Genomic DNA, 21136 nt, shown 5'->3' with positions numbered 1-21136 from the left:
TCTTTCCTTACGTTGTCAGTTCGTCGATGGCCGTGAGCTCTTCAGGGGTGAAGGACGACCCACCCTTGATGGCGAGCAGGTTCTCCTCCAGCTGGGCAACAGAACTTGCCCCGATAAGCACTGAGGTGACCCGCTTGTCCTTGAGCAGCCAGGATATGGCCATCTCCGAAAGGGTCTGTCCACGCTCCTTTGCGATCCTGTCCAACTTGTTGAGCTTTGCCACCACTGCCTCGGTGATGTTGGTTGCCTTGAGGAAACGGTTCTCGCTTGCCCGGGAGCCTGCTGGGACCTTTCCATCGAGGTAACGGGAGGTCAACAGGCCTTGGGCAAGTGGGGAGAAGCAGATCATGCCAACCTCACCAGCGAGGGCATCAAGCAACCTATCCTCCTCTGTCCAACGGTCGAGCATCGAATAGCGTACCTGGTCCAGGATACAGGGACAGCCCATCCCCTTCAGCAGTGCCTGGGCCTGCAGGGCCTCCTTGGCGTGGTAGTTGCTGATGCCTACATAGAGGGCCTTTCCCTGGGCAACCAACGAAGCCAAGGCACCCATGGTCTCTTCCAGGGGTGTATTGGGGTCAGGCCTGTGGTGGTAGAAGATGTCCACATACTCCAGGCCCATACGCTTCAGGCTCTGGTCACAGCTGGAGATCAGGTACTTGCGGGAGCCAAAATCCCCATAGGGGCCAGGCCACATCAGATATCCTGCCTTGGTGGATATGATCAGCTCATCACGGTAGGGGCCAAGCTGCTCCTTGAGGACCTTACCGAACCGGATCTCGGCGCTTCCAGGCTCCGGGCCATAGTTATTGGCAAGGTCAAAGTGCGTGATGCCGTGGTCAAAGGCAGTGCACAGTATGGCTGTAGCCACACTATGGTCGGCATCGGTTCCGAAGTTGTGCCAAAGCCCCAGAGAAAGCTCCGGAAGCTTCAGGCCACTCTTTCCAGCATAACGGTAGTGCATCTCTTCATAACGGTTCGTATTTGGTGTGTAGTTCATACCATGACTATACACCAATGAAGAGCGTGGTCAAGAGAAGCTGGAAAGCTTTTTCCTGCTTGCCCATCTATGCTATAGTCCAGCTATGAACAAAACAGCCGAAACCTTTCTTACCCTCGTAAGGATGAACTCCGTCTCTGGTGATGAACATCGCATAGGCCTCTATCTGGAGACCCAGCTGCTCGCACTGGGACTTTCCACCAGTTGGGATGAAGGGGGTAACCTCTACGCCTACCTGCCAGGGGAGGGAGAGACCATCCTGCTCAATGCCCATATGGATACAGTTCCCCTCGCCGTCGACGTTGAACCTCTTGTCGATGACGGCAGGGTCCACACAGGGGGAAAGAGTGCCCTGGGTGCAGATGACAAGGCTGCCATCAGTGCCATACTCACCGTCCTGGATACCATAAAAAGGGAGAGCCTTGCCCACCCGAACCTGGTGATCCTCTTCTCGGTGAGGGAGGAGCTAGGCCTGCAGGGTATCGCAGAGGTGGATATGGACAAACTCTCCTCGGTCGATTATGGCTATACCTTCGATGCCGAAGGGCCTGTCGGCTCCTTCATCACAGCAGCCCCTGGGTCAGCAAAGCTCGATGTCACCTATGGGGGAAAAGCGGCCCACGCAGGGTTTTCCCCTGAAGCGGGCATCAGTGCCATCCAGATGGGAAGCGATGCCATCAGTGCCATGCATCTCTTGCGCATCGATGAGGAGACCACTGCCAATGTAGGCTCATTCCTGGCTCCTGGGAGCCGGAACATTGTCTGTGACAGGGCAACACTCTCCCTGGAGGCGAGGAGCCTGGACAAGGCCAAGCTTACGGCCCAACTGGAACACATGAAAACATGCCTGAACGACGCAGCCGCCAAACATGGGGGGCAGGTCACCATCGAAGAGACAACCCTCTATGAACCATATAGGCATGATACAACAACCCAAGTTTTTTCCACTCTGAAGGAAGCTTGCTCCAGGATAGGGCTCCCCTACCAGGAACACCCCACCCTGGGTGGCAGTGATGCGAATGTCCTCAACGCAAAGGGCCTTGTCACTGTTGTCTGCACGACAGGCTACGAGAAGCCCCATACCAGAAGCGAATCCATTCCTCTCCAAGAGCTGGACACGTTGACGGCACTGGTGCAAGAACTGGCAACCATAAGGAAGGGATGATGGACAGTGTAACTATCATAGGATGTGGGGCTGTCGGTGCGATGTACGGTCTCAGGCTCCACCAGGCACTGGGAAAGGAAAAGGTTGTCTTCTTGGCCGAGGGACAACGCAAAACCCGCTATGAAGACGAGGGCCTCATCATCAACGGCGAACGGGTGGACTTCACCTTTGTCGAGCCCAAGGATGCACAGGTCAGCGACCTGGTCATCCTGGCAACCAAGAACCTCCAGCTAGAGGAGTCGGTGAAGCAGATCAGGAAGGCTGTGGGGGAGCACACGGTCATCCTCTCCCTGCTCAATGGCATAGAGAGCGAACAGAAGCTCATCGAAGCGTACGGAGATCCCCATGTGTTGTACGGATTTGCCGTAAGCCTCAACTCAACCCATGTAGGGAATCACATCGACTTTACCGAAGAGGGAAGAATCATATTTGGGGAGAAGGACAATCGCAAGACCGACCGTATCATGGCCATTGCACAGCTGTTCTCCCGTTCCAGCATCACCTATCTGATTCCTGAGGACATACGCCTGGAACTCTGGAAAAAGTTCATGCTCAACACCGCCTACAACACCATCAGCAGCCTCTGCAGGGCAACCTATGGGGACCTCAAGCAGGAGAGTGTAAGAGTGCTTGCCCATCAGGTGAGCAAGGAGGTTCAGGCTGTCGGCCAAAGGGAGGGCATCGCCCTTACCGATGCCATGATCGAGCAAAACTACCACACAGTCACCGCTTTGGGATTTGCAGGAAAAACCTCCATGTGCCAGGACATGGAGGCTGGAAGGAAGACCGAGAACAACTGGTTCTGCTCGGCAGTGGTCAGGCTGGGAAAGGCCCATGGCATCCCCACCCCGGCCTGTGAGATTCTCTCCCTCTTGGTCGAATCTTCAGAGGCAGTACAGCTTAGACTGATTTCAGCTCAGAATCGGCACTCTTCTTAGCTTCGAGCATGTACTTGATAAGTTCTTCCATCTGCCCTTCAGGGCACTTGGTGCAGTAGACGTGGATCTCGCTGGCCGATGATGGGGTGTTTTTTGCCATCTCCAGCAGCCTGTGCTTTTCCAGGATCCGTACTGCAGGCACATTGTATTTTCTTGCAATGGTGTCCCTTGCGATGAAGAAGTGCTTGAGGTAGGTCTTCTCTTCCTTGTTCATGTATTTCCAGGAGTCGAACTTGGTCCAACCTGGCTTGTCCGGCCCTTTTGGCTTGGCAATCGTTGCCATGGTCGTCGCCACCTGCTCTGCAAGGCCTTTTTCCTCAATGAGGGCGATAAGGATCTTCTTCAGGGAAAACAGGTATGCCACATCGCCAAGTGCATACTGGATCTGGTCATCTTTCAGAGGTCTCTTCAGCCAGTTGGTCATCTGGTTCTTCTTCTTGTTGCCAACCGGGACCTCATCCTGCACCCCAAGGTGCATGGCAACCAGGCCGGTGAGGTTACCGGTATAGCCCAAGGCAAGGGCGGGCACCCTGATGTCATATATGTTCGCTAGGGAGATATCGTACCCCTTACGTACCAGGGCAGAGTCGCTAGCGCAGTCGAACATGATTTTCTCCAGGTCGGAGTCTTCCAGAAACTGCTTCAGGGCAGGGACGCTAACCTTGAAAGGATCGAGGATATAGTAGAGTTCTCCATCGAAGACCTGTACCAGACAGAGGTGTTCCCCGTATATGTGCAGGTTGAACTCCCCTTCAAAATCCATGGCGATAGTAGTGATGCCTCTTTGTTTCCAACTTTGCAAAAGATCTGAAAGTTTCTTATCCGAATCAATGGTGCTATAGGTGTACATATTTTGCTAGTATATCAGATTCAGGGATGAGTGAACACCGAAGGCTTCCCTTGCAGGAAGCCTTCGTAAGAGATATCCAGACCATTGTGCTACTTGTTGAGGGTAGCTTCCTTGGGAATGACCAGGTTGAGGAATATGCCCACCAGTGTAGCAAGGGCCACACCACCGAGGGAGAACTCCATATGCTCTCCCATGGCAAAGTTGAGCACACCACCACCGATTCCGATGACCAGGATGACACTGCTGATGGTCAGGTTGCGCTTGTCCTCATAGTCAACACCACTGTCGACCAGGGTCCTCAGGCCGCTGGAGGCGATGGTTCCGAACAGCAGCATGGAGATGCCTCCCAGGACAGGATTGGGGATGGTCTGGATCAAGGCGCCGAATTTGGGGAAGAAGGAGAGGAAGACGGCGAAGACTGCAGCACCGCCGGTTACCCAGACGCTGTAGACCCGGGTAAGGGCCAAAACGCCGATGTTCTCACCGTAGGTGGTATTTGGTGGACCACCCCAGAAGGATGCCCACAAGGTTGCAATACCGTCGCCGGCAAGAGTCCTCTCAAGACCCGGATCCTTGTAGAAGTCCTTCCCTACTACCTTTGAGATGGTAAGGGTATCGCCAAGGTGCTCGCAGATCGTAGCCAGGGATACGATGATGAAGGTTACACTGGCCACAAGGTTGAACTTGGGGAAGGCAAAGGTGGGAAAGCCAAACCATGCTGCCTGGTGAACACCCTCAAAGCTGATCAAGGCAAAGGCAGGGAAGAAGAATCCCATCAGCAAGGTAAAGAAGTAGCCAGTCAGCAGCCCTATCAAGAGGGGGATGATACTGAAAAACCCCTTGGAAAAGATATTTGCCACGATCGTGACAGTTAGGGTCACGCTGGCGATGACAAGGAAGAAGAGGCTGTAGTTGCCGTTGGCATCGTTCATCGCCATGCCCATGGCAGTCGGGGCGAGGTTCAGTCCGATGACAATGATCACAGAGCCTATCACCACTGGAGGGAGGGCCTTGCCAAGCCAGTTGTGGCCAGTCTTCTTGATGATCGAGGCAACCAGGACGTAAAAGAGACCTGAGACGAACGCACCTCCCATGGCATAGGGCATCCCATACGTGGAGGAGATGGCGATGAGAGCCGGGATGAAGGCGAACGAGGAGCCCAGAAAGGCCGGAACCTTTGCCCCGGTGATCAGGATGTAGATCAAGGTACCAGTGCCTGCAGTAAAGAGTGCAGTGCTGGGACTTAGGCCAGTCAGGATCGGGACGAGGATGGTTGCCCCAAACATGGCAAACACGTGTTGGATGCTCAAGGGTATCCACTGGCTGAGAGGTGGCTTGTCGGCCGGTCCATACTTCATTTTCGAGGAGGGCTGGTGTCCCATGAAAAACTCCTTGTGCCTGCACAACAAAGCCTTGTACTCATCGATGATGCAGGTAGAGGGGGGTATAAGATGATGACTTTCTAGGAAGTCTCTCAATCCTACCGAAAAACCAGAGATAAGGGGAAGTATGTAAACGTATCTTTAGCAAGAAAAGCACCGCCCACCACAACAGAATACAACACAACTGCCTAAGAGTGCCTGAATAGTGGATAGAGGGCGCCAAAAACCATGATGACCGGTGCGAATACGAGAACCGCCAGAGAGAAGAGCAGAAGCAGGGGGAGGCTCTCCGTCATATGCAAAAACCACCGGGGAAAGGGTGTATCCTCTGCTTGTACCGCTTCTTGTCTGTAGTGTTCCATGGCAACCTCCTCTGTCTATGTCCAAAGGATACACCACCACCTATGACATCGGATGTCATAGGAAGAGAATATTAGATGTTTTTTGCCTGGGTTGCCATCTCTTGTACCGCCTGTTTCCACATCTGGACAAACTGGGGCGGAGAAAGGGGAAGAGCTGAAGGGCCAAAGGAGAGGATCTTTGACAGGATCTCCTGCATGTTGGCTACAGGAACGGTGACCTGGAGGGCCTGTTGGCCATCGACATCCATCCGTTCCACCACCTGGTCCTTGTGCCAGGTCTGCGTGGAGAGTGTATTGCTCGCCCACCCATATACACGAAAGGTCACAGAAATGACCTTGTTCCCCATGAAGATGCCGTACCCTCCATGGATGAAGGTTTCCAGCTCCTCCTCCGTGAAGGAGCTGGTGAACCGGTCCCCCTGGATCTGCTCTATCCTCTCGATCCGGGAGAGGTGGAAGGTTCTCAGCTCCTTGTTCTGACGGTCGAACGAGAGCAGATACCACCTCCCACTGTAGTTGACCAGCCTCAAGGGCTCGATGTGCCTAGTCGACCTCTCGCCTTTTGCATTCCGGTAGCACATGCTCATCCGGTCCTCACTCTTCATCGCCGAGCATATCTTGTTGAATACGGCATAGTCTGGCCAATCCTGTACTGGGGTGATGAAGACAATCTTGCTTGCCAGGCTCCTGTACCCCTGCTCAAGGCCGCTGTCCAACCCCTCACTGACCATGTCAGTCACCACCGACATGGCTCCCTGGGACTCAGCAAGGCTCTTGAACATCGCATTGAGCACCAGCATCCGTTCATTGGAGTTGCTCATCATGGAGAATTCGGTGGTATAGACATACCCCTTCTCCTTGATCTCGTACGAGAGGGGGGCCTGCAGCGTATCACGAAGATAGTCGAAATCACGCATGACCTGGCGTTTGGATATCTCGAATTTTTCGGTTATCTGGCTCGTGGTGACCTTCCCATCCTCAAGGATTTTCCGGTTGATGTAAAAGATTCTCTCTATCTGGCTCATAGGGGAGAGTATAGCAAGGAACTGAGAGGAATGGGTACGAAAAAAGGGCTCTCATGATACAGAAAGCAGGACGGCCTCCCTGGGGAGACCGTCCTGAAATATAGTGTGTTGGAAATGGGTGGTTACTTGGCAGCCCTGAGGTCAGCTTCAAGCTTATCCAGGAAGGTAGCAAGTTCCTTGGGAAGGTGCTTGCCAAACATTGGATAGTGATTGGTGCGGATGTCCTTGACTTCTTCCAACCAGCCATCGATATCTACGCTGAGCAGTTCCTTCATGTCCTCTTCGGAAACTCCGACAGGACGATCGATTGCATCAAGGGTAGGCATGATGCCAATTGGGGTCTTGACATACTTTGCAGTCCCTTCACAGCGCTCGAATACCCACTTCAGTACGCGGCTATTCTCACCGAAACCGGGCCAGAGCCACTTGCCTTCATCAGTCTTGCGGAACCAGTTCACATAGAAGATCTTAGGAAGCTTCTCTGCATCTGGGGCAGCGTGGCCGACATCCAACCAGTGCTGGAAGTAGTCGCCCATGTTGTAGCCGCAGAAGGGCAGCATGGCAAATGGGTCACGTCTGATGGTACCGGCCTTGACGTCAAGGGCAGCAGCGGTAACTTCGGAACCAACGATGGATCCAAGGAATACACCATGGCTCCAGTCATTGCTCTGGTGTACAAGAGGAATGGTGTGAGGTCTTCTTCCACCGAAGAGGATGGCACTGATGGGCACACCCTTGGGATCTTCCCACTCAGCGGCAATGCTTGGGCACTGGGAAGCAGGAGCGGTGAAACGGGCATTCGGATGTGCTGCAGGCTTCTGGGTCTTGTCAGCCTTGTTCTGCACCCATTCGTTGCCATTCCAGTCGATCAGCTTGCCAGGAGCATCGTAGCCAATGCCTTCCCACCATACGTCATTGTCCTCGGTAAGGGCAACGTTGGTGAAGATGGTGTTGGAAGAGGCAGAAACCAGGGCATTGTAGTTGGAGGAGGCAGAAGTGCCGGGGGCAACGCCGAAGAACCCAGCTTCTGGGTTGATGGCGTAGAGCTGGCCGTCAGAGCCGTACTTCATCCATGCAATGTCGTCACCGACGGTCTCGACCTTCCAGCCAGGAACGGTAGGGATAAGCATTGCAAGGTTGGTCTTTCCACAAGCCGAGGGGAAGGCACCGGTCAGGAAGCGGCTCTTGCCTTCAGGGTTGGTGATCTTGAGGATGAGCATGTGCTCGGCAAGCCAGCCTTCGTCACGTGCAAGCACGGTGGCGATACGCAGGGCAAGGCACTTCTTTCCTAGCAGGGCGTTCCCGCCGTAGCCTGAACCATATGACCAGATCTCTCTGGTTTCCGGGAAGTGGGAGATGTATTTGTGTTCCATGGGAGCACAGGGCCAGATTCCACCATCACTCTCACCTTCAGCAAGAGGCTTGCCTACAGAGTGGAAGCAGGGAACGAAGTAGCCATCGGTTCCAAGGACATCAAGGACTTTCTTGCCGACACGGGTCATGATCATCATGTTGGTTACGACGTAGGGGCTGTCAGTGAGCTCTACTCCAATCTTGGCAATGTCTGAGCCAATGGGTCCCATGGAGAAGGGGATTACATAGAGGGTGCGGCCTTTCATGCATCCGCGGTAGAGATCGGTCATCTCTTTCTTCAGTTGTTTGGGATCCATCCAGTTATTGGTTGGGCCGGCAGCATCCTGGGTCTCGGAAGCGATGTAGGTACGTTTCTCTACACGAGCTACGTCGGAAGGGTCTGAGAGAAACAAAACACAACCAGGCTTCTTGGCGGGATTCAGTCTCGTAGCTAAACCACTTTCAACAGTAAGATTGATCAATTCATCGTACTGCGAGGAACTTCCGTCTGCGAGCACAATAGCATCTGGGGTGGTGAGTTCTGCAAACTCTCCAATCCACTTTTTAAGTCCAGCATGTTTAATGTCTTTGACGTTCATGGACTACTCCTTATCATCTAGGTATTGAGCAATTCTTCACTAAGTGGAGAGTTGCTCACCTTTCACGTTACCTGTTTTTCCAATCTTTATCAATACGGTTGGCGATGCACAATCGATATTTTTTTCATGGATACAGTTGTTGGCTCATCTCTAGAACATGGTCCCATGAAACCGGGAATTGAAGCTCAGATAGAGCTCAGGGGGGACATCATCGGGGATGTCCAAGAGGAAATCCGAAATTTTCTTTATCCTGTCCTTCAGGGAGTCCTTCTTGTTGTGGTCCGCTTCCTTGAGGGCCTCCAGGCTCTCTTGGATGATGAGATGGGCGTTCTTCACCTCCTGCAAGGCCATCTTGTAGCGCTGGCTCAAATCCAGGATCATCTGCCGGGTCTCCTCGGGGTGTTCCTCGATAAAGGCGGGAAACGAGTGCTGGGAAATCTCCACCATGGTACAGTCGGTCAAGGCAACGGCAGTAGCGTTTCTTGGGTCTGCCTCAAACAACCCCATCTCACCCAGGCTTGATCCTGGCAAGGATATCTCAAAGAGTTGGAACTGCTGGGGGGTATGGTAGTTGAGGAAGAGGGCAACCGTCCCGCTGCGCAGGAGAAACATGGTGGAACAAGGCGCTCCCTGCTCGTAGATAACCGTCCCTTTTGGTAGCTCCAGTATCGGGTTCTCTCCGTTTTTTGCTGTCTGCATTCAGGCCCTCCATTATGGTGATGGTACAAGTATACCCTTCAGATAGGGTTACAGACAAGTGGTGACATTTTCCTTGCCCAGCGATAGTTCCGTGATACACTGAATCATCATGAGTCAAAGAACACCCATCAGGACACGAGAAAAGCTTGCATACGGTTTCGGGAACTTCGGGCAAAACATGCTCTACAGCTTCATGGCCAACTTCTTGCTCTTCTTCTATACGGACATTTTCGGCATCCTGCCGGCAGTTGCAGGAACCATCCTCCTGGTAGCCCGCCTTTGGGATGCCATCAACGACCCGATGATGGGAATGCTTGCCGACAAGACCCGCTCGCGGTGGGGAAAGTTCAGGCCCTACCTCCTGGTTACCCCCATCTTCTTCGTTCCCTTTGCCGTTGCTTCCTTCAGCGCCCCGTCCTTGGGCATGGGAGGCAAGATTGCATGGGCTGCCATAACCTACATAGCCTTCGGCATGATCTACACAGCCAGTGACGTACCCTTCTGGGCCTTGAGCAGCGCCATTACCGATGACACCAACGAACGCAACAGCCTGGTTGCCTACCCCCGCCTCTCCGCCACCCTGGCAGTGGCCATCGCAACGCTTGCAACCCAGCCGCTGATATACCTCTTCTCAAGGGAGGGCAAGCCAGCCTCTGGCTACCAGATGACCGCCCTGGTCTACAGCGTGCTCACCGTAGCCTGCTTTGCCATCACCTTCTTCTTCGTCAAGGAGAGGGTCCAGCCCGTACAGGATGAAAAGAGTCATTTCAAGGACATCCTCACCATTTTCGGAAGCAACAAGCCCCTGCTGTTGGTCATCATCAGCGGATTCTTCACCGGAATCGGGCAGACGGCAAAGCTCTCCATGCTCATCTACTATGCAAAGTACAACCTCGGCAATGAGCTGCTCTATACCCTCTTTGCAGGCATCAACATCCCCTTCATCCTCATCGGCATCTCCACCGTCCCCTACTTCAGCAAGCGGTTCGGCAAGAAGGCAACCTGCATCGGATACTATGCCATCTACGCCCTTGGTTCTTTGGGCTTCTTCTTTGTAGGGTGGGAAAACTTCCCCCTCCTGATGGTGTTCAACTGCATCAGCAGCCTGGGAATGGCCAGCCCACAGGTAATCCAGACCGCCATGATTGCCGATACCATCGAGTATGGGGAGCTCAAGACAGGGAAACGGACTGAGGGGACCATCTTCTCCAGCCAGACATTCCTGGCCAAGCTTACCGCTGCCGTCACCTCCGTGATGATAGCAACCTCGCTTGCCGCGGTGGGCTACCTTCCCAACGCTGTCCAGGGCCCGCAAGTATTGCAGGGTATCCATGCACTTACTGCCTTCATCCCCTTCTTCAGCAGTATTTTGGGCATCATTCCCATCGCTCTCTACCCACTGTCGGAAAGCCGCCACACTCAGATAGTAGAGCAGCTCCACCAACAAAGGCGGAACACCTTAGATTGACACGATTTGGCAGTGCCGCTACCCTAATCCCAGGAGACTGGAACGAATCGGTTTCCAAAGGATGTATTATGACTGAACTAGCACTGCCGGCAGGTTCCCTACAAGCGGCCCTGGTTGCCTTCAATGAGGGCGCCGATGCCACCTACCTGGGCATGCGCAATTTTTCTGCACGGAAAGAAGCAACAAACTTTAGCCTGGAGGACCTCTCCAAACTAAGACAGTTTGCCAACGAACACAACAAAAAAATCTATGTGACGGTCAATACCCTCATCGATGACGAGCAGATCTCCGAAGTGGTGAAAACCCTGCGGCAGATAGCCTTCATCGGCTGTGACGGCATCATCGTCCAGGACCTCGGGGTTGCCCGAATAGTAAAGAACCAGTTCCCTTCCCTCTCCTTGCACGGCAGCACCCAGCTTGCGGTACACACGATAGAAGGAGTCAGGGAACTTGAACGTCTTGGCTTTTCCCGTGTGGTGCTTGCCAGGGAGCTGACCCTTGAGGAAATCCAGACCATCAGGGAGGCCTGTCCCAATATTGAGCTGAAGGTCTTCATCCATGGCTCACTCTGCTATGGATTCTCAGGCCTGTGCACAGCCAGTGAACAGCTATGCGGCCGAAGCGCCAACTGTGGGGCATGTGCCCAGATCTGCCGCTCCTGGTTCGCCCTTGAGGCCGATCCGAGCGTACATGCAGCACTCTCCCCCACACCCGAAGGGAAAGAGACTGGCTGGTACTTCTCCATGAGCGACCTCAAGGCTGGGGATGTTGCAAAAACACTCCAGGATATGGGGATCGACAGCCTGAAGGTAGAAGGAAGGATGAAAGGCCCTGCCTACACCCTTGCCGCCTCCAGGTACTACCGGGCCGTACTTGACGGAAGTGCGACAGAAGAGGAAAAACAGGCCCTTGACGAGAGCCTCTCCATTGTATTTGCCAGAAGGCAGACCAAGGGCTGGCTCGGCGACTATGGACGGGTCGGGCATAACTTCGAGGTCAGGACAGCCCCAACCTTGGGAAGCACCAGCTTTCCCAGCCACAGGGGAGTTCCTGCTGCCAAGATCAAGGTGGTCAAGAAGGACTATGCCATCGTCACGGCCCTGCGCGACATTGCGATCCGCGATGGCCTGATGTACTACACAAAAGGCAAGAAAGACCCCATCGAAGCGATCAAGTTCGGCCTGAGCGGCATCTTCGACCAGAAGGGCAAAAGCCTCGCCTTTGCCTACAAGGGGGAGACTGTAGAGGTTGACCTCCCACGCAACGAGGAGCTTCCCCATGCGGGAGAGATGCTCTACCTCATCAGCCTGCACGACCAGAACCCTGCCTTGGTAAACGAGAACATTCCCACCACCAAGTTCCTGCTCGATACCCAGGTAGAGGTGCTGGAAAAGGACCTTGTCCTAACCACGGCCTTCAAGGGAAACACCATCTGCCACACCTATGAGATCGAGGTGGCAAAGGCTCAGAAGGACCAGGACCTGCAGCAGCATCTGGTCAATGTCTTCAGCAAGAGCGACACCTCATATTTCGGCCTTGGGGAGCTCGCCTTCGAGAACAAGACCGGGTTGGAGGACAACCAGGTATTCCTTCCCCTTTCCTGGCTGAAGGCCATCAGGAGGGATTGGTATTCCTGTCTGGACAATGAGCTTGCCAAATGGATGACCGCCGATGAGCAGCCTGCTCCTGCTGAGGAAAAGCTTGAGGTTGAGAGTCTTCCCTCTCGCGAAAAGCTCTGCACCAAGGAGGGACTTCCCTACCTTGACCTGTCCATCCTTGCCAAGCAGTTCTCTGCAGGGAAAAAACCGGAGGGTATCCTCTTCTTCGAGAACAACCTCTTCTACCTCCCCCTCTCCCCTGTCATATTCGGCGAGGAGCAGTTCTTCAAGGACCTCGATACCGTCGTATCGTACTTGAGGAAGGAGGGCTATCTGGAGAAGACCCGGTTCGGGTTGAACAACATCGGCCAGCTTGAGTGGGCACGAAGCCAGAAGGACATCCTATGCTTCATCGACATCTACCTCTACCTGGGCAATGCCGAGAGTGCAAAGATGGCTGTTGAACTGCTTCCCAACCTTGCTGGAGGATATCTCTGGATGGAACGCGACCATTTCCAGGAGGAGAGGTGGCCTTTCACCCCTACCCTGGTAGGAAGTGAGTTCACCCCACCACTATTCATCAGCAGAAGCTGTTTCCGCCACGATTCCTTGATGCTAAGCTGTGAAGGCTGTCCGCTCAAGGGTTCCTGGTATGTAAAGCAGCAGAACCATCGCTACCATGTGATGGTGAACGACTGCATCACGACGGTGGTGAAAGCCTAGCTTACAGTGGCCCTTCGGGGCCACTTTTTTTGAACTGGGAGGTAAATGGGACAAAGTGGTAGGAGATCGGGAAGGCCAGCTCCCCCCGTTGGTCGAGCACCTCCAATTCAGGGAAGGTGACCCACTTTGCGTCAACGGTCTCCTCTTTCTGCAGTACCACCTCAATGGGCCATGCATCCTTTCTTACCAGAAAGATATCCACGAAGGAGGCTGCCTTGCGGGCAGTCCCCAGAAAGGTCATTTCCGAACTCTCGGCAATGATGCCGGTCTCTTCCCTCAGTTCACGCAGGGCAGCTTCCCTACTGCTCTCGCCTGCAAGGACAGAACCGGAAGTATTCTCCCACAGGTTGGGCAAAAGCTGCTTCTGGGCCGAGCGCAAGGTCAGCAGGATCTCCTGCTTCTTGTTTACTGTCCAGACGGAGACCACCACATGGTAGAGCCCTTCAGGGATGGGAACGCCCCGCTGGTGTACTCTTCCCAAGGGGTTACGGTCATTGTCATAGAGATCGAAGTATTCTGGCATAGAGCCACCCTAGCAAAATACCCCCCGACTACTCAAGACAGGAACACGGGAGAACGGAAGAAAAAATGAAGGTCACCCAAGACAAAAAAAGCTCCCACTGGACAATGCCAACAGGAGCTCTCTCGTATCTATCTGGACTCAGATCAGGTTGAAACGCTGCACAAAGGCCTCTGCGTTCTGGATGGAACCACCGGCTGCACCCTTAACGACGTTGTTGACCAGCAAGAGGAAGCCAATCTTTCCGTTCTTCTTCTTCAGGCGGCCTGTGTAGACCACCATCCCTCTTGGATTGCCCCAGAAAGCGTATTTGGGTTGGGGAAAGGTGTTGTCAGAACCATATTCGACAGGCAGAGCCGGAGTGGAGGGAAGGTCACACACAACCTTGAAGTTGTTCCAGTCGTCGATGACATCCTGCAGTTCGACATCCTGCTCAAAGTCCAGCCACACAGCTTCCAGGTGTCCGAACAGGACAGGAACGCGTACGGTGAAGGCATAGACCTCAGGATCGATGGAGAGGATCTTCTTGATCTCCTTCTCGATCTTCTCCTCTTCCCCTTTGATGAAGGGGATGCAGTTGTCGGTAATGTCAAAGGAGGAGAGGCCAGGATAGCCTGCGCCACTGACGCTCTGGTAGCTGTGCACCATGATGCTCTTGATACCATGTTTTCTCAGGGGAGCAACTGCCATGGCCAGGCCTGTGGTCACACAGTTCGCATTGGTCACGACGAAGCCTGTCTCCGGGTACCCCTGCTTCTTGATGAGGTCGAGCGACTCCAGGTTGGCTTCAGGAATGAGGATGGGCACATTGCTGTCATAGCGCATGGAAGCTGCGTTGGAGAAGACATAGAAGCCATTCTCCCTGAGCTGAGGTTCGGCTTCCCGTGCAACTTCGGCAGGGAGAGCGGAGAAGACAATGGTGACCCCTGCTTCCTTCATTGCGGCAAAGTTGAACTCCTTGACCTCGATGTCACGGATATTCTTGGGCATCTCAAGTGGCATGACCCAGTGGACTGTCGAAGCATACTTGAGCCCTATGCGTGAAGCGGAGGCTGTTGCATATGCTATTTCAAACCAAGGGTGGTCTGAGAGCATCCACATGAATACCTGACCTACTGCCCCAGTTGCACCAATTACGGCTACTTTAATTTTCTTGTCCATCTGAAATTCTCCCATATCGGATACCTATCCGCTAACCATTCACGTAAAGTAGTTGTACACTACTAGTTTTTGAGAAGAAATTCAATAGTTTTAAACAATAATATGATTATTTTAACAAATTGTTATTATATTAACACAAAAGTTTATCATACTGAACTTTTCTCAAGCCTTAGGCCTGCATCATCCCTTAGGAACTGTTAGGAAATAAACTAAGCGAAAGTCTCTGACGGAGATACCCAATAATTCCATTCCCCATGGAACTCATGCCTGCTGATATTGAGCTCCTCAAGCTCCCTATCTGAGACCTTGATTCCCTTCTCATACTCGTTGGTATCAAGTCCACATTTCACTCTCAGACCTTTTTGGGTCGTCGTGGATCCTATCAGGCTGATGATGACCGCCAACGAAACCAAGGGCCGTCCCCTCCAGTTCTTGCTTATATGGCTGAACATTCGGTGCTCGATCTTATTCCACTTGGAAGTCCCTGGAGGAAAATGGGAGACATGTATCTCCAGTCCGATCTCATTGGACAGGAGCTGCAATGACTTCTTCCAGAGCTTGTTCCTGCTCCCATTACTGCCACCCCCGTCAGCTGTGATATAGAGCTTGGTTGCCCCATGGTACTTGAGGCAACCCATCTCATCCCACCAGGAGCGGATGCTCTGGGCTGTGAACATTGCAGTGTCACTGCTGATGCCTACATTCACATACCCCTCGTTCTCCCTCACATCATAGATCCCATAGGGACTGGCCTTTCCCAAACCCAGGAGGGGGAAGTCATGGTCAAGCACTTGGGTGGGATCACCTTTAGGTGCGTACTCAACGCCGTTGTTCTTAAAGTTTCCGATGTTTTCTTTTTTCTTTGTGTCAACAGAAATTACAGGCAACCCTTCTTTCATGAAGCTCCTTGCCTTGGTATTGATGTGCTCAAACTGCGCATCCCTGTCCACATGGGCTTCGCCCACCTGCAGAGCCTTCTTGTTGAGCTGGAGACTATAGCCCAGACCCTCAAGAAGTTCCCCAACCTTGACGTAACTTATCTTATGGCCTTGGCTGACAAGCTCTGCCTCGAGGTTCCTGAGACTCTTTGTAGTCCAGCACAGGGGGTTCTCGGGATTTCCTATGGTGGTTTCTGAAACCAGAGCCTCAAGAGCTTTTGTGACACCAGGGTTGGTTTCCTCGATAGTTTTCCTTCCTGCACCCTCGGATCTTATACGTCCCATTCCTGCGGAGGAAGTTCGAGCTTTTGGATCGGATTCTGCCTCGGAAGCTTCCTTCATACCAAGAGAAATAGTCGAGCGGGCCGCTCCGGTAAGCTTGCTTAGAGCCTCGATGCCTCCATGGCCCAAAGCCAGTGCCTCAATGCCGAGAAACTTGCGCCTCTGATTTTCTGCAAGCATAGGCATTGCTTTGGCTACCCTGTTCTTTGTTGTTTCATCTAGTTCTATCATGAAAAAAGTATATCATATTGAGTCAATATATGCTATATATAGAGGATTAATTATCTAACAATTCCTTATGCCCCAGCTGGACAAATTGTGTAACAGGGAGGGTAAAGACAATCCCGTTGCCTTCCTGCTGCATGAAGGGAATTGCCGAAATTGCGGAGAGGATCTTTTCTGACTTCTCCTTTTCGACAAGGATCATCAACAGTTCCTTCTCAGGGACAAGGCTGGCACCGAAGAATTTCAAGTCGTCGGGTTTGCTGGTTCCCCTCCCGTCGATGATGGTACCCCCGCCGGCTCCGGCTTTTCTGGCTACATCCATCACATCCTCGGCATATCCGCTGGTACAGATTACCTGGACCATCTCCCATTCATTATGCATGGTTTGCACTCCTTCTGCTCTATGCCCTCTCTTGCTGGGGATTACCGCACAGATTCCATGTAGGTTGCTTGTATTGCGTATTGCATCAAATACCGCTTCATAGTGCTGCTCAAATACCAAGGTCAAGAGGATCTCTTTCCGAGACTCGCCCAGACAGAGCAAGGAGAGCAGGGCATTGCTTGCAGTACCCCTTCCGCGGAGAATGGTCCCTCCCGGACTGCCTGCCTTCTTTGCTATTGTCATGAGCTTTTCAGCCTCACCCTTTCCTACGATGGAAAGCAATAGGGTGCTGTTCATCCTTTCGCTCCTTTCAGTTCTATCTTTGCCTGTTTTCGCTTGTAGAGCAAGCCCAACAGCTGGATGGTCACCAGCGGTGTCATGGCAACAAATGCTACCACGCCAAATGCATCGGTGGCAGGGTTGCCACCCTGCCCTACTGAAGCTCCTATGGCAAAGGAGAGGATGAAGGTCGAGCTCATCGGCCCGGAAGCCACCCCTCCGCTGTCAAAGGCCATGGCAGAGAACAGGACCGGGGTATTCTTGAGCAAGAGGAGGGAGAGGGTGTAGACAGGTACCAGGTAGTACCAGATCGAGATGCCGGTCACGATACGGGTCATGGCCAGCCCCACCGAAATCGCCACCCCCAGGGCCATGGCAATGAGCATGGTAGATTTACGGATATGGCCACGACTGATGTTCTCGACCTGTTCTACCAACACCCATACGGCAGGCTCTGCTATGACGGCAACCGCCCCAAATACAAACCCCACTAGGATAAGGAGGCCAGAGGAGAGGCTGCCCAGGCCCTTGCCCAGGGCAAAGCCTACTGGCATGAAGCCTCCATGGGCTCCTGCAAAGAAGAGGACCAGGCCGATAAAGGCATAGACTATACCGACGACCATGCGTCCTACCTGCCGGGTTGGCATCTTGACCAGGAATATCTGGAAGAGGGCAAAGATGCACAACAGTGGCGTGAGGGAGAACAGCACGTCCTTTGCCATCTCAAGGAAGAGGGGGACAAAATTCCCTGAGGGATAGGAGACTGCCATCCCCTGGGCCAGGGAAGCCTCACTGTTTGGGTTGCTGATGCCCAGCAACAGCACTGCAAGGATGGGGCCTATGGAAGCAAAGGCAAGAAAGCCGAAGTTGTCGGCCTCTTCCTGTTTTTTCTGGATGCGGGCAACACCGATGCCGAGTGCCATGATGAAGGGGGTTGCCATGGGGCCTGTGGTAGCACCTCCGCTATCGAAGGCGACAGGGACCAGAGAGGGGTCAGAAAAGAGGGCGAGGACAAAGAGCATGACGTAGAAGATGGCAAACATCCATTTGATGGAGAGCTTGAAGATGACCCGCAGGAACGCTATGGAAACTAAGAGGCCCAACCCAACAGCAATGAGGGTGATGAGCACGGTCTCGTTGATGCTGGCATTGACACTCGCCACCTGGGAGGCAAGGACGCTTATGTCTGGTTCTGCAAAGGTAATGACAAAGCCGACAACCAACCCTGTGCCCAGCAGGAGGGGGAGGTTTTTCTTCGCTGTTACGGTCGAGCCGATCTTCTCCCCGATAGGAAGCAAGCCGACTTCGGTGCCCACCAGAAAGAGGGCAAGCCCGACGATGACCAGGGCACTACCGATGTAGAAGGAGGCTAGCTGGCCATCACCCAACGGAGAAACAAAGAGATGCAGGAGCGTCACCATGAGGGAGATGGGGATAACCGAGGTACCGACTTCCTTCAGCTTACGCAACAATTCCATCCAATGCCTCCCATCCCTTGCAAGAAAAATCCCTTCCAAACCGAAAGGATAATCGCCTTCACTAACTGCTTTTGTGGCAACAATACAATTCTTCTTCTTGCAAGGTCAAGGCTCTTTTGGAATATGTATACACATTGGGGGGGGATGTCATCAAAGGGAGAATATTTCATGCATAAAACGGTAAAAAATCCAGTGCTACTTGACTTAACTCTTTCCAATCCGTATGATACCTTCTGTTATTGCCTTGGGGGTGTAGCTCAGTTGGCTAGAGCGTTTGAATGGCATTCAAAAGGTCAGGGGTTCGATTCCCCTTACCTCCAAAAAAAAGTCGTTGCTTAGCAACGGCTTTTTTCATTATAGGACATCTAGATCAATTGTAGGGCCCTCTCTCGCTCAGAGGGCAGTAGCCCGTATTCACAGCTGGATTATTTGTCCAAGGAGTGAGGTATGGAAGCCTGTATAGGTATCATCAAACCTCAGGGCCTCGATCTTGCACATTTCCATCTGGCTCGTACACTGTACGACCTCCGGATAGATAGGGATTACTGAATCCCTTTTCATGAAGATCGGCAGCAAGGCAAGAGGATTATCAAGGTTTCGCAACCACACCCCTCCCGATATGGCTTTTCCACTCCAGAAATCAACCCAATCGCCAAAGGGAAGATAGACATCCCGAATTCCGGAGTGATTCATAACAGGAGCAACCAGAAAGGAGTCGCCGCAATAGAACTGGTCATCAATCGACCAACAGACGGGGTCATCTTCATGGTGGAATATCAGGGCACGCACTACTGGATACCCAGTCTGTGTTGCCTTTTTCCCCTCTTCTGCAAGATAGGGGATCAAGGCATACCGAAGCTTCAGCCATTCCCGTACAAGATCTGCAACCTCTGGGTATTCATACGGTTCCCTAGGTGTTGTCCCATGGTACCTGAGATGGGAAGTAAACACACCCAGTTGGGTCCACCGGACATACAAATCATTGTCCGGCCGACTATTCATGAAACTAGGAACCCCCTGGAAACCGGGTACGTCATGGCTCCAGAATGCAAACCCTGAAACTCCGAGATGCAAACCACCACGCAAGGACCCTGCCATGCCATCCCAAGAGCAAGCACAGTCACCACTCCAATGCACCGGGTATCGCTGGCATCCGATCCAACCTGACCTAGCCCAGATCATGGCCTGGTCAGGTCCTTTCACCCTCTCGATGATTTCATACGCAGCTTTTTGATAGAGCAGTGCATAGAGATTGTGGAGTGTCCGGTAAGGCATGCCGAAATAGTCGGTGTTTTCATCGATCACCTCGCCAAAGTCGGTCTTGATAACGGCAACACCAAGCTCGAACAGGTGCTCAAGCAATCCTTGATACCAACGAACGGCAGCAGGATTCGAGAAGTCAATGTTCCCGTCAAACTCCACCTCGCTGAAATTCGAGCCCAAAGCGATATGTTCACTTTTCGGGGCGACATAGCGGTTCTCCATGGCTGTCGCATAGTGTTTGGTCCCTTTTGCAATGCTGGGAAGCTGCCACAGGCTGATCTTGATCCCGAGCTCATCCATCTCTTTCAGGAAAGACTCAGGATCGGGAAATCTTGTTTTGCTGAATTCCCACTCACATTGCCAGTCCTTCTCAAACCAGCCGGTGTCGATATGTATGACATCACAGGGAAATAGGCCTTCCCGCATCTTTTGGACTACGACACGGATTTCCTCTGCAGAGAAGTAACTCATCCGGCTCATCCACGTCCCATAGGACCAGAAAGGGACATCGGCGGGAAATCCAGTAATCCTTCGGTAGTTACGGACTATCTGCTCTACGCTTCCCCCACCAATAAAGAACAGATCCAATACATCGTCTTCCACCACCGCTTGGGCGGCTCGGGTCGAGATGTCAGCCAACGATAGGCGTACATGGCCAGATGTCATGATCAAAAGTCCATACCCTTGGCTAGAGATGTAGAATGGTACGTTCTTGTAGGCTCGGCGGCTATTCACCCCAAGGCCATCAGTATTCTCCAGCTGGTAGGTTTTTCCTGCCAGGTTCATGGCGGCAAAACGTTCACCAGTTCCTGCAAACTTCTCGTTGGCCTGAGCATGGAGGGAATAGGTCCATCGATCGAGCTTTGCATCCCGTTCCACAAATCCCAGACTGAAGGACTCTGACTGGGTAGGGAAAAAATCGTCGTAGGCCATGAAAGGAACAGCTGTTTCGCCATCGGGAAATACTACGGCATCAAAGGTCTGGGGAGGTTCAGGCTGCAATGTGCTCCAAATCTCCCTGCTCCCCTCCTTGGTGGTAATCTGCATCCTCGTTTTCCCAAGTGAATCCAGAAGGACCCAGCCAGTGTCCGTCTTGTTGGGATGCAGCGCCTCTTGCTGCAGCGAAGGATCCCAATCAAACATAGGGTTATCTGCATCGCATGGGGCCTTCTTCCCAAAGGACAAGGTCATCCGGATGATGGACGGTCCATAGGCGCGAACAACCATTTCCGGCATCTGCACCACCTCAGGATTGGCAGGGTACAGGAACAGGTTCCTCAGTTCTTGTTTGAAAAAAGGGAGTTTGATAACGGTACCAAGGCCTTCCTCATGGAGGGAAACGGGTTTTCCCGCACGATACACAGCTTCCCTCTGCGCCTGGGCAGAGTCCTGGTCCAACATGTCAAATACAAAGCGATTTCGTTGTTTCATGGTAGTATTTTGCCT

At 52.9% G+C, this 21136-nt stretch carries 17 protein-coding genes and 1 tRNA gene; 5 read left to right on the top strand and 13 right to left on the bottom strand.

The window, feature by feature from the left end; translation table 11 throughout:
• Positions 1 to 7 precede the first annotated feature (7 nt).
• A complete protein-coding gene (locus ROJ03_RS00905) occupies positions 8 to 1000 on the bottom strand; it encodes an aldo/keto reductase (protein ID WP_313725098.1) in 993 nt (330 codons plus the stop codon).
• 85 nt (positions 1001 to 1085) lie between these two features.
• Between ROJ03_RS00905 and ROJ03_RS00900 the strand changes: the two genes are divergently transcribed.
• Positions 1086 to 2165 (top strand): M20/M25/M40 family metallo-hydrolase, encoded by a 1080-nt coding sequence (locus ROJ03_RS00900; RefSeq protein ID WP_313725097.1) that lies wholly within the window; start codon positions 1086 to 1088, stop codon positions 2163 to 2165.
• Entirely contained in the window at positions 2165 to 3103 is a 939-nt protein-coding gene (locus ROJ03_RS00895) for a ketopantoate reductase family protein (RefSeq protein ID WP_313725096.1), read from the top strand. Before ROJ03_RS00900 ends, ROJ03_RS00895 begins: the two co-directional genes overlap by 1 nt.
• Here the strand turns inward: ROJ03_RS00895 and ROJ03_RS00890 are convergent.
• From ROJ03_RS00890 to ROJ03_RS00865, 6 genes are all read right to left on the bottom strand, one after another.
• On the bottom strand, positions 3066 to 3953 hold the full coding sequence (locus tag ROJ03_RS00890; RefSeq protein ID WP_313725095.1) for an HRDC domain-containing protein: 888 nt from the start codon (positions 3951 to 3953) through the stop codon (positions 3066 to 3068). The genes ROJ03_RS00895 and ROJ03_RS00890 overlap by 38 nt on opposite strands.
• An 89-nt stretch (positions 3954 to 4042) precedes the next feature.
• Positions 4043 to 5335 (bottom strand): solute carrier family 23 protein, encoded by a 1293-nt coding sequence (locus ROJ03_RS00885; protein ID WP_313725094.1) that lies wholly within the window; start codon positions 5333 to 5335, stop codon positions 4043 to 4045.
• Positions 5336 to 5523: 188 nt separating this feature from the next.
• The gene (locus ROJ03_RS00880) at positions 5524 to 5697 is read right to left on the bottom strand and encodes a hypothetical protein (protein ID WP_313725093.1); all 174 of its coding nucleotides are present in this window, start codon (positions 5695 to 5697) and stop codon (positions 5524 to 5526) included.
• A gap of 71 nt (positions 5698 to 5768) precedes the next feature.
• Positions 5769 to 6722 carry a WYL domain-containing protein gene (locus ROJ03_RS00875; RefSeq protein ID WP_313725092.1) on the bottom strand — a complete coding sequence of 318 codons (954 nt, stop codon included), beginning with the start codon at positions 6720 to 6722 and terminating at the stop codon, positions 5769 to 5771.
• Positions 6723 to 6844: 122 nt separating this feature from the next.
• Positions 6845 to 8674 (bottom strand): phosphoenolpyruvate carboxykinase (GTP), encoded by a 1830-nt coding sequence (locus ROJ03_RS00870; RefSeq protein ID WP_313725091.1) that lies wholly within the window; start codon positions 8672 to 8674, stop codon positions 6845 to 6847.
• Between the two features lie 150 nt (positions 8675 to 8824).
• Positions 8825 to 9373: a cyclic nucleotide-binding domain-containing protein gene (locus tag ROJ03_RS00865; RefSeq protein ID WP_313725090.1), complete on the bottom strand. Its 549-nt coding sequence runs from the start codon at positions 9371 to 9373 to the stop codon at positions 8825 to 8827.
• 109 nt (positions 9374 to 9482) lie between these two features.
• Here ROJ03_RS00865 and ROJ03_RS00860 point away from each other — a divergent pair, with 109 nt between their 5' ends.
• The gene (locus tag ROJ03_RS00860; protein WP_313725089.1) at positions 9483 to 10841 is read left to right on the top strand and encodes a glycoside-pentoside-hexuronide (GPH):cation symporter; all 1359 of its coding nucleotides are present in this window, start codon (positions 9483 to 9485) and stop codon (positions 10839 to 10841) included.
• Positions 10842 to 10909: 68 nt separating this feature from the next.
• The gene (locus ROJ03_RS00855) at positions 10910 to 13162 is read left to right on the top strand and encodes a peptidase U32 family protein (RefSeq protein ID WP_313725088.1); all 2253 of its coding nucleotides are present in this window, start codon (positions 10910 to 10912) and stop codon (positions 13160 to 13162) included.
• Between the two features lies 1 nt (position 13163).
• Here ROJ03_RS00855 and ROJ03_RS00850 read toward each other — a convergent pair whose 3' ends face one another.
• The 5 genes from ROJ03_RS00850 to ROJ03_RS00830 form a co-directional block, all read right to left on the bottom strand.
• Positions 13164 to 13685 (bottom strand): NUDIX hydrolase, encoded by a 522-nt coding sequence (locus ROJ03_RS00850; protein ID WP_313725087.1) that lies wholly within the window; start codon positions 13683 to 13685, stop codon positions 13164 to 13166.
• A 138-nt stretch (positions 13686 to 13823) separates the two neighbouring features.
• Positions 13824 to 14843 (bottom strand): aspartate-semialdehyde dehydrogenase, encoded by a 1020-nt coding sequence (gene asd / locus ROJ03_RS00845; RefSeq protein WP_313725086.1) that lies wholly within the window; start codon positions 14841 to 14843, stop codon positions 13824 to 13826.
• Positions 14844 to 15052: 209 nt separating this feature from the next.
• The gene (locus tag ROJ03_RS00840; RefSeq protein ID WP_313725085.1) at positions 15053 to 16294 is read right to left on the bottom strand and encodes an ISAzo13 family transposase; all 1242 of its coding nucleotides are present in this window, start codon (positions 16292 to 16294) and stop codon (positions 15053 to 15055) included.
• A 46-nt stretch (positions 16295 to 16340) separates the two neighbouring features.
• Complete coding sequence (locus tag ROJ03_RS00835) at positions 16341 to 16967, bottom strand: P-II family nitrogen regulator (protein WP_313725084.1); 627 nt, start codon at positions 16965 to 16967, stop codon at positions 16341 to 16343.
• Entirely contained in the window at positions 16964 to 18427 is a 1464-nt protein-coding gene (locus tag ROJ03_RS00830; RefSeq protein ID WP_313725083.1) for a DUF1538 domain-containing protein, read from the bottom strand. The genes ROJ03_RS00835 and ROJ03_RS00830 overlap by 4 nt, the downstream gene beginning before the upstream one ends.
• 246 nt (positions 18428 to 18673) lie before the next feature.
• Between ROJ03_RS00830 and ROJ03_RS00825 the strand changes: the two genes are divergently transcribed.
• A tRNA-Ala gene (locus ROJ03_RS00825) sits at positions 18674 to 18747 on the top strand.
• Between the two features lie 94 nt (positions 18748 to 18841).
• Here ROJ03_RS00825 and ROJ03_RS00820 read toward each other — a convergent pair.
• Positions 18842 to 21121, bottom strand: coding sequence for an alpha-xylosidase (locus ROJ03_RS00820; RefSeq protein WP_313725082.1), 2280 nt, complete (start codon positions 21119 to 21121; stop codon positions 18842 to 18844).
• Positions 21122 to 21136: the final 15 nt, after the last annotated feature.

The organism is Sphaerochaeta sp. PS (genome assembly GCF_032144095.1).
In the GTDB taxonomy this organism is placed as follows: Bacteria; Spirochaetota; Spirochaetia; order Sphaerochaetales; family Sphaerochaetaceae; genus Sphaerochaeta.
This window is presented reverse-complemented; position numbering and strand designations above follow the sequence as displayed.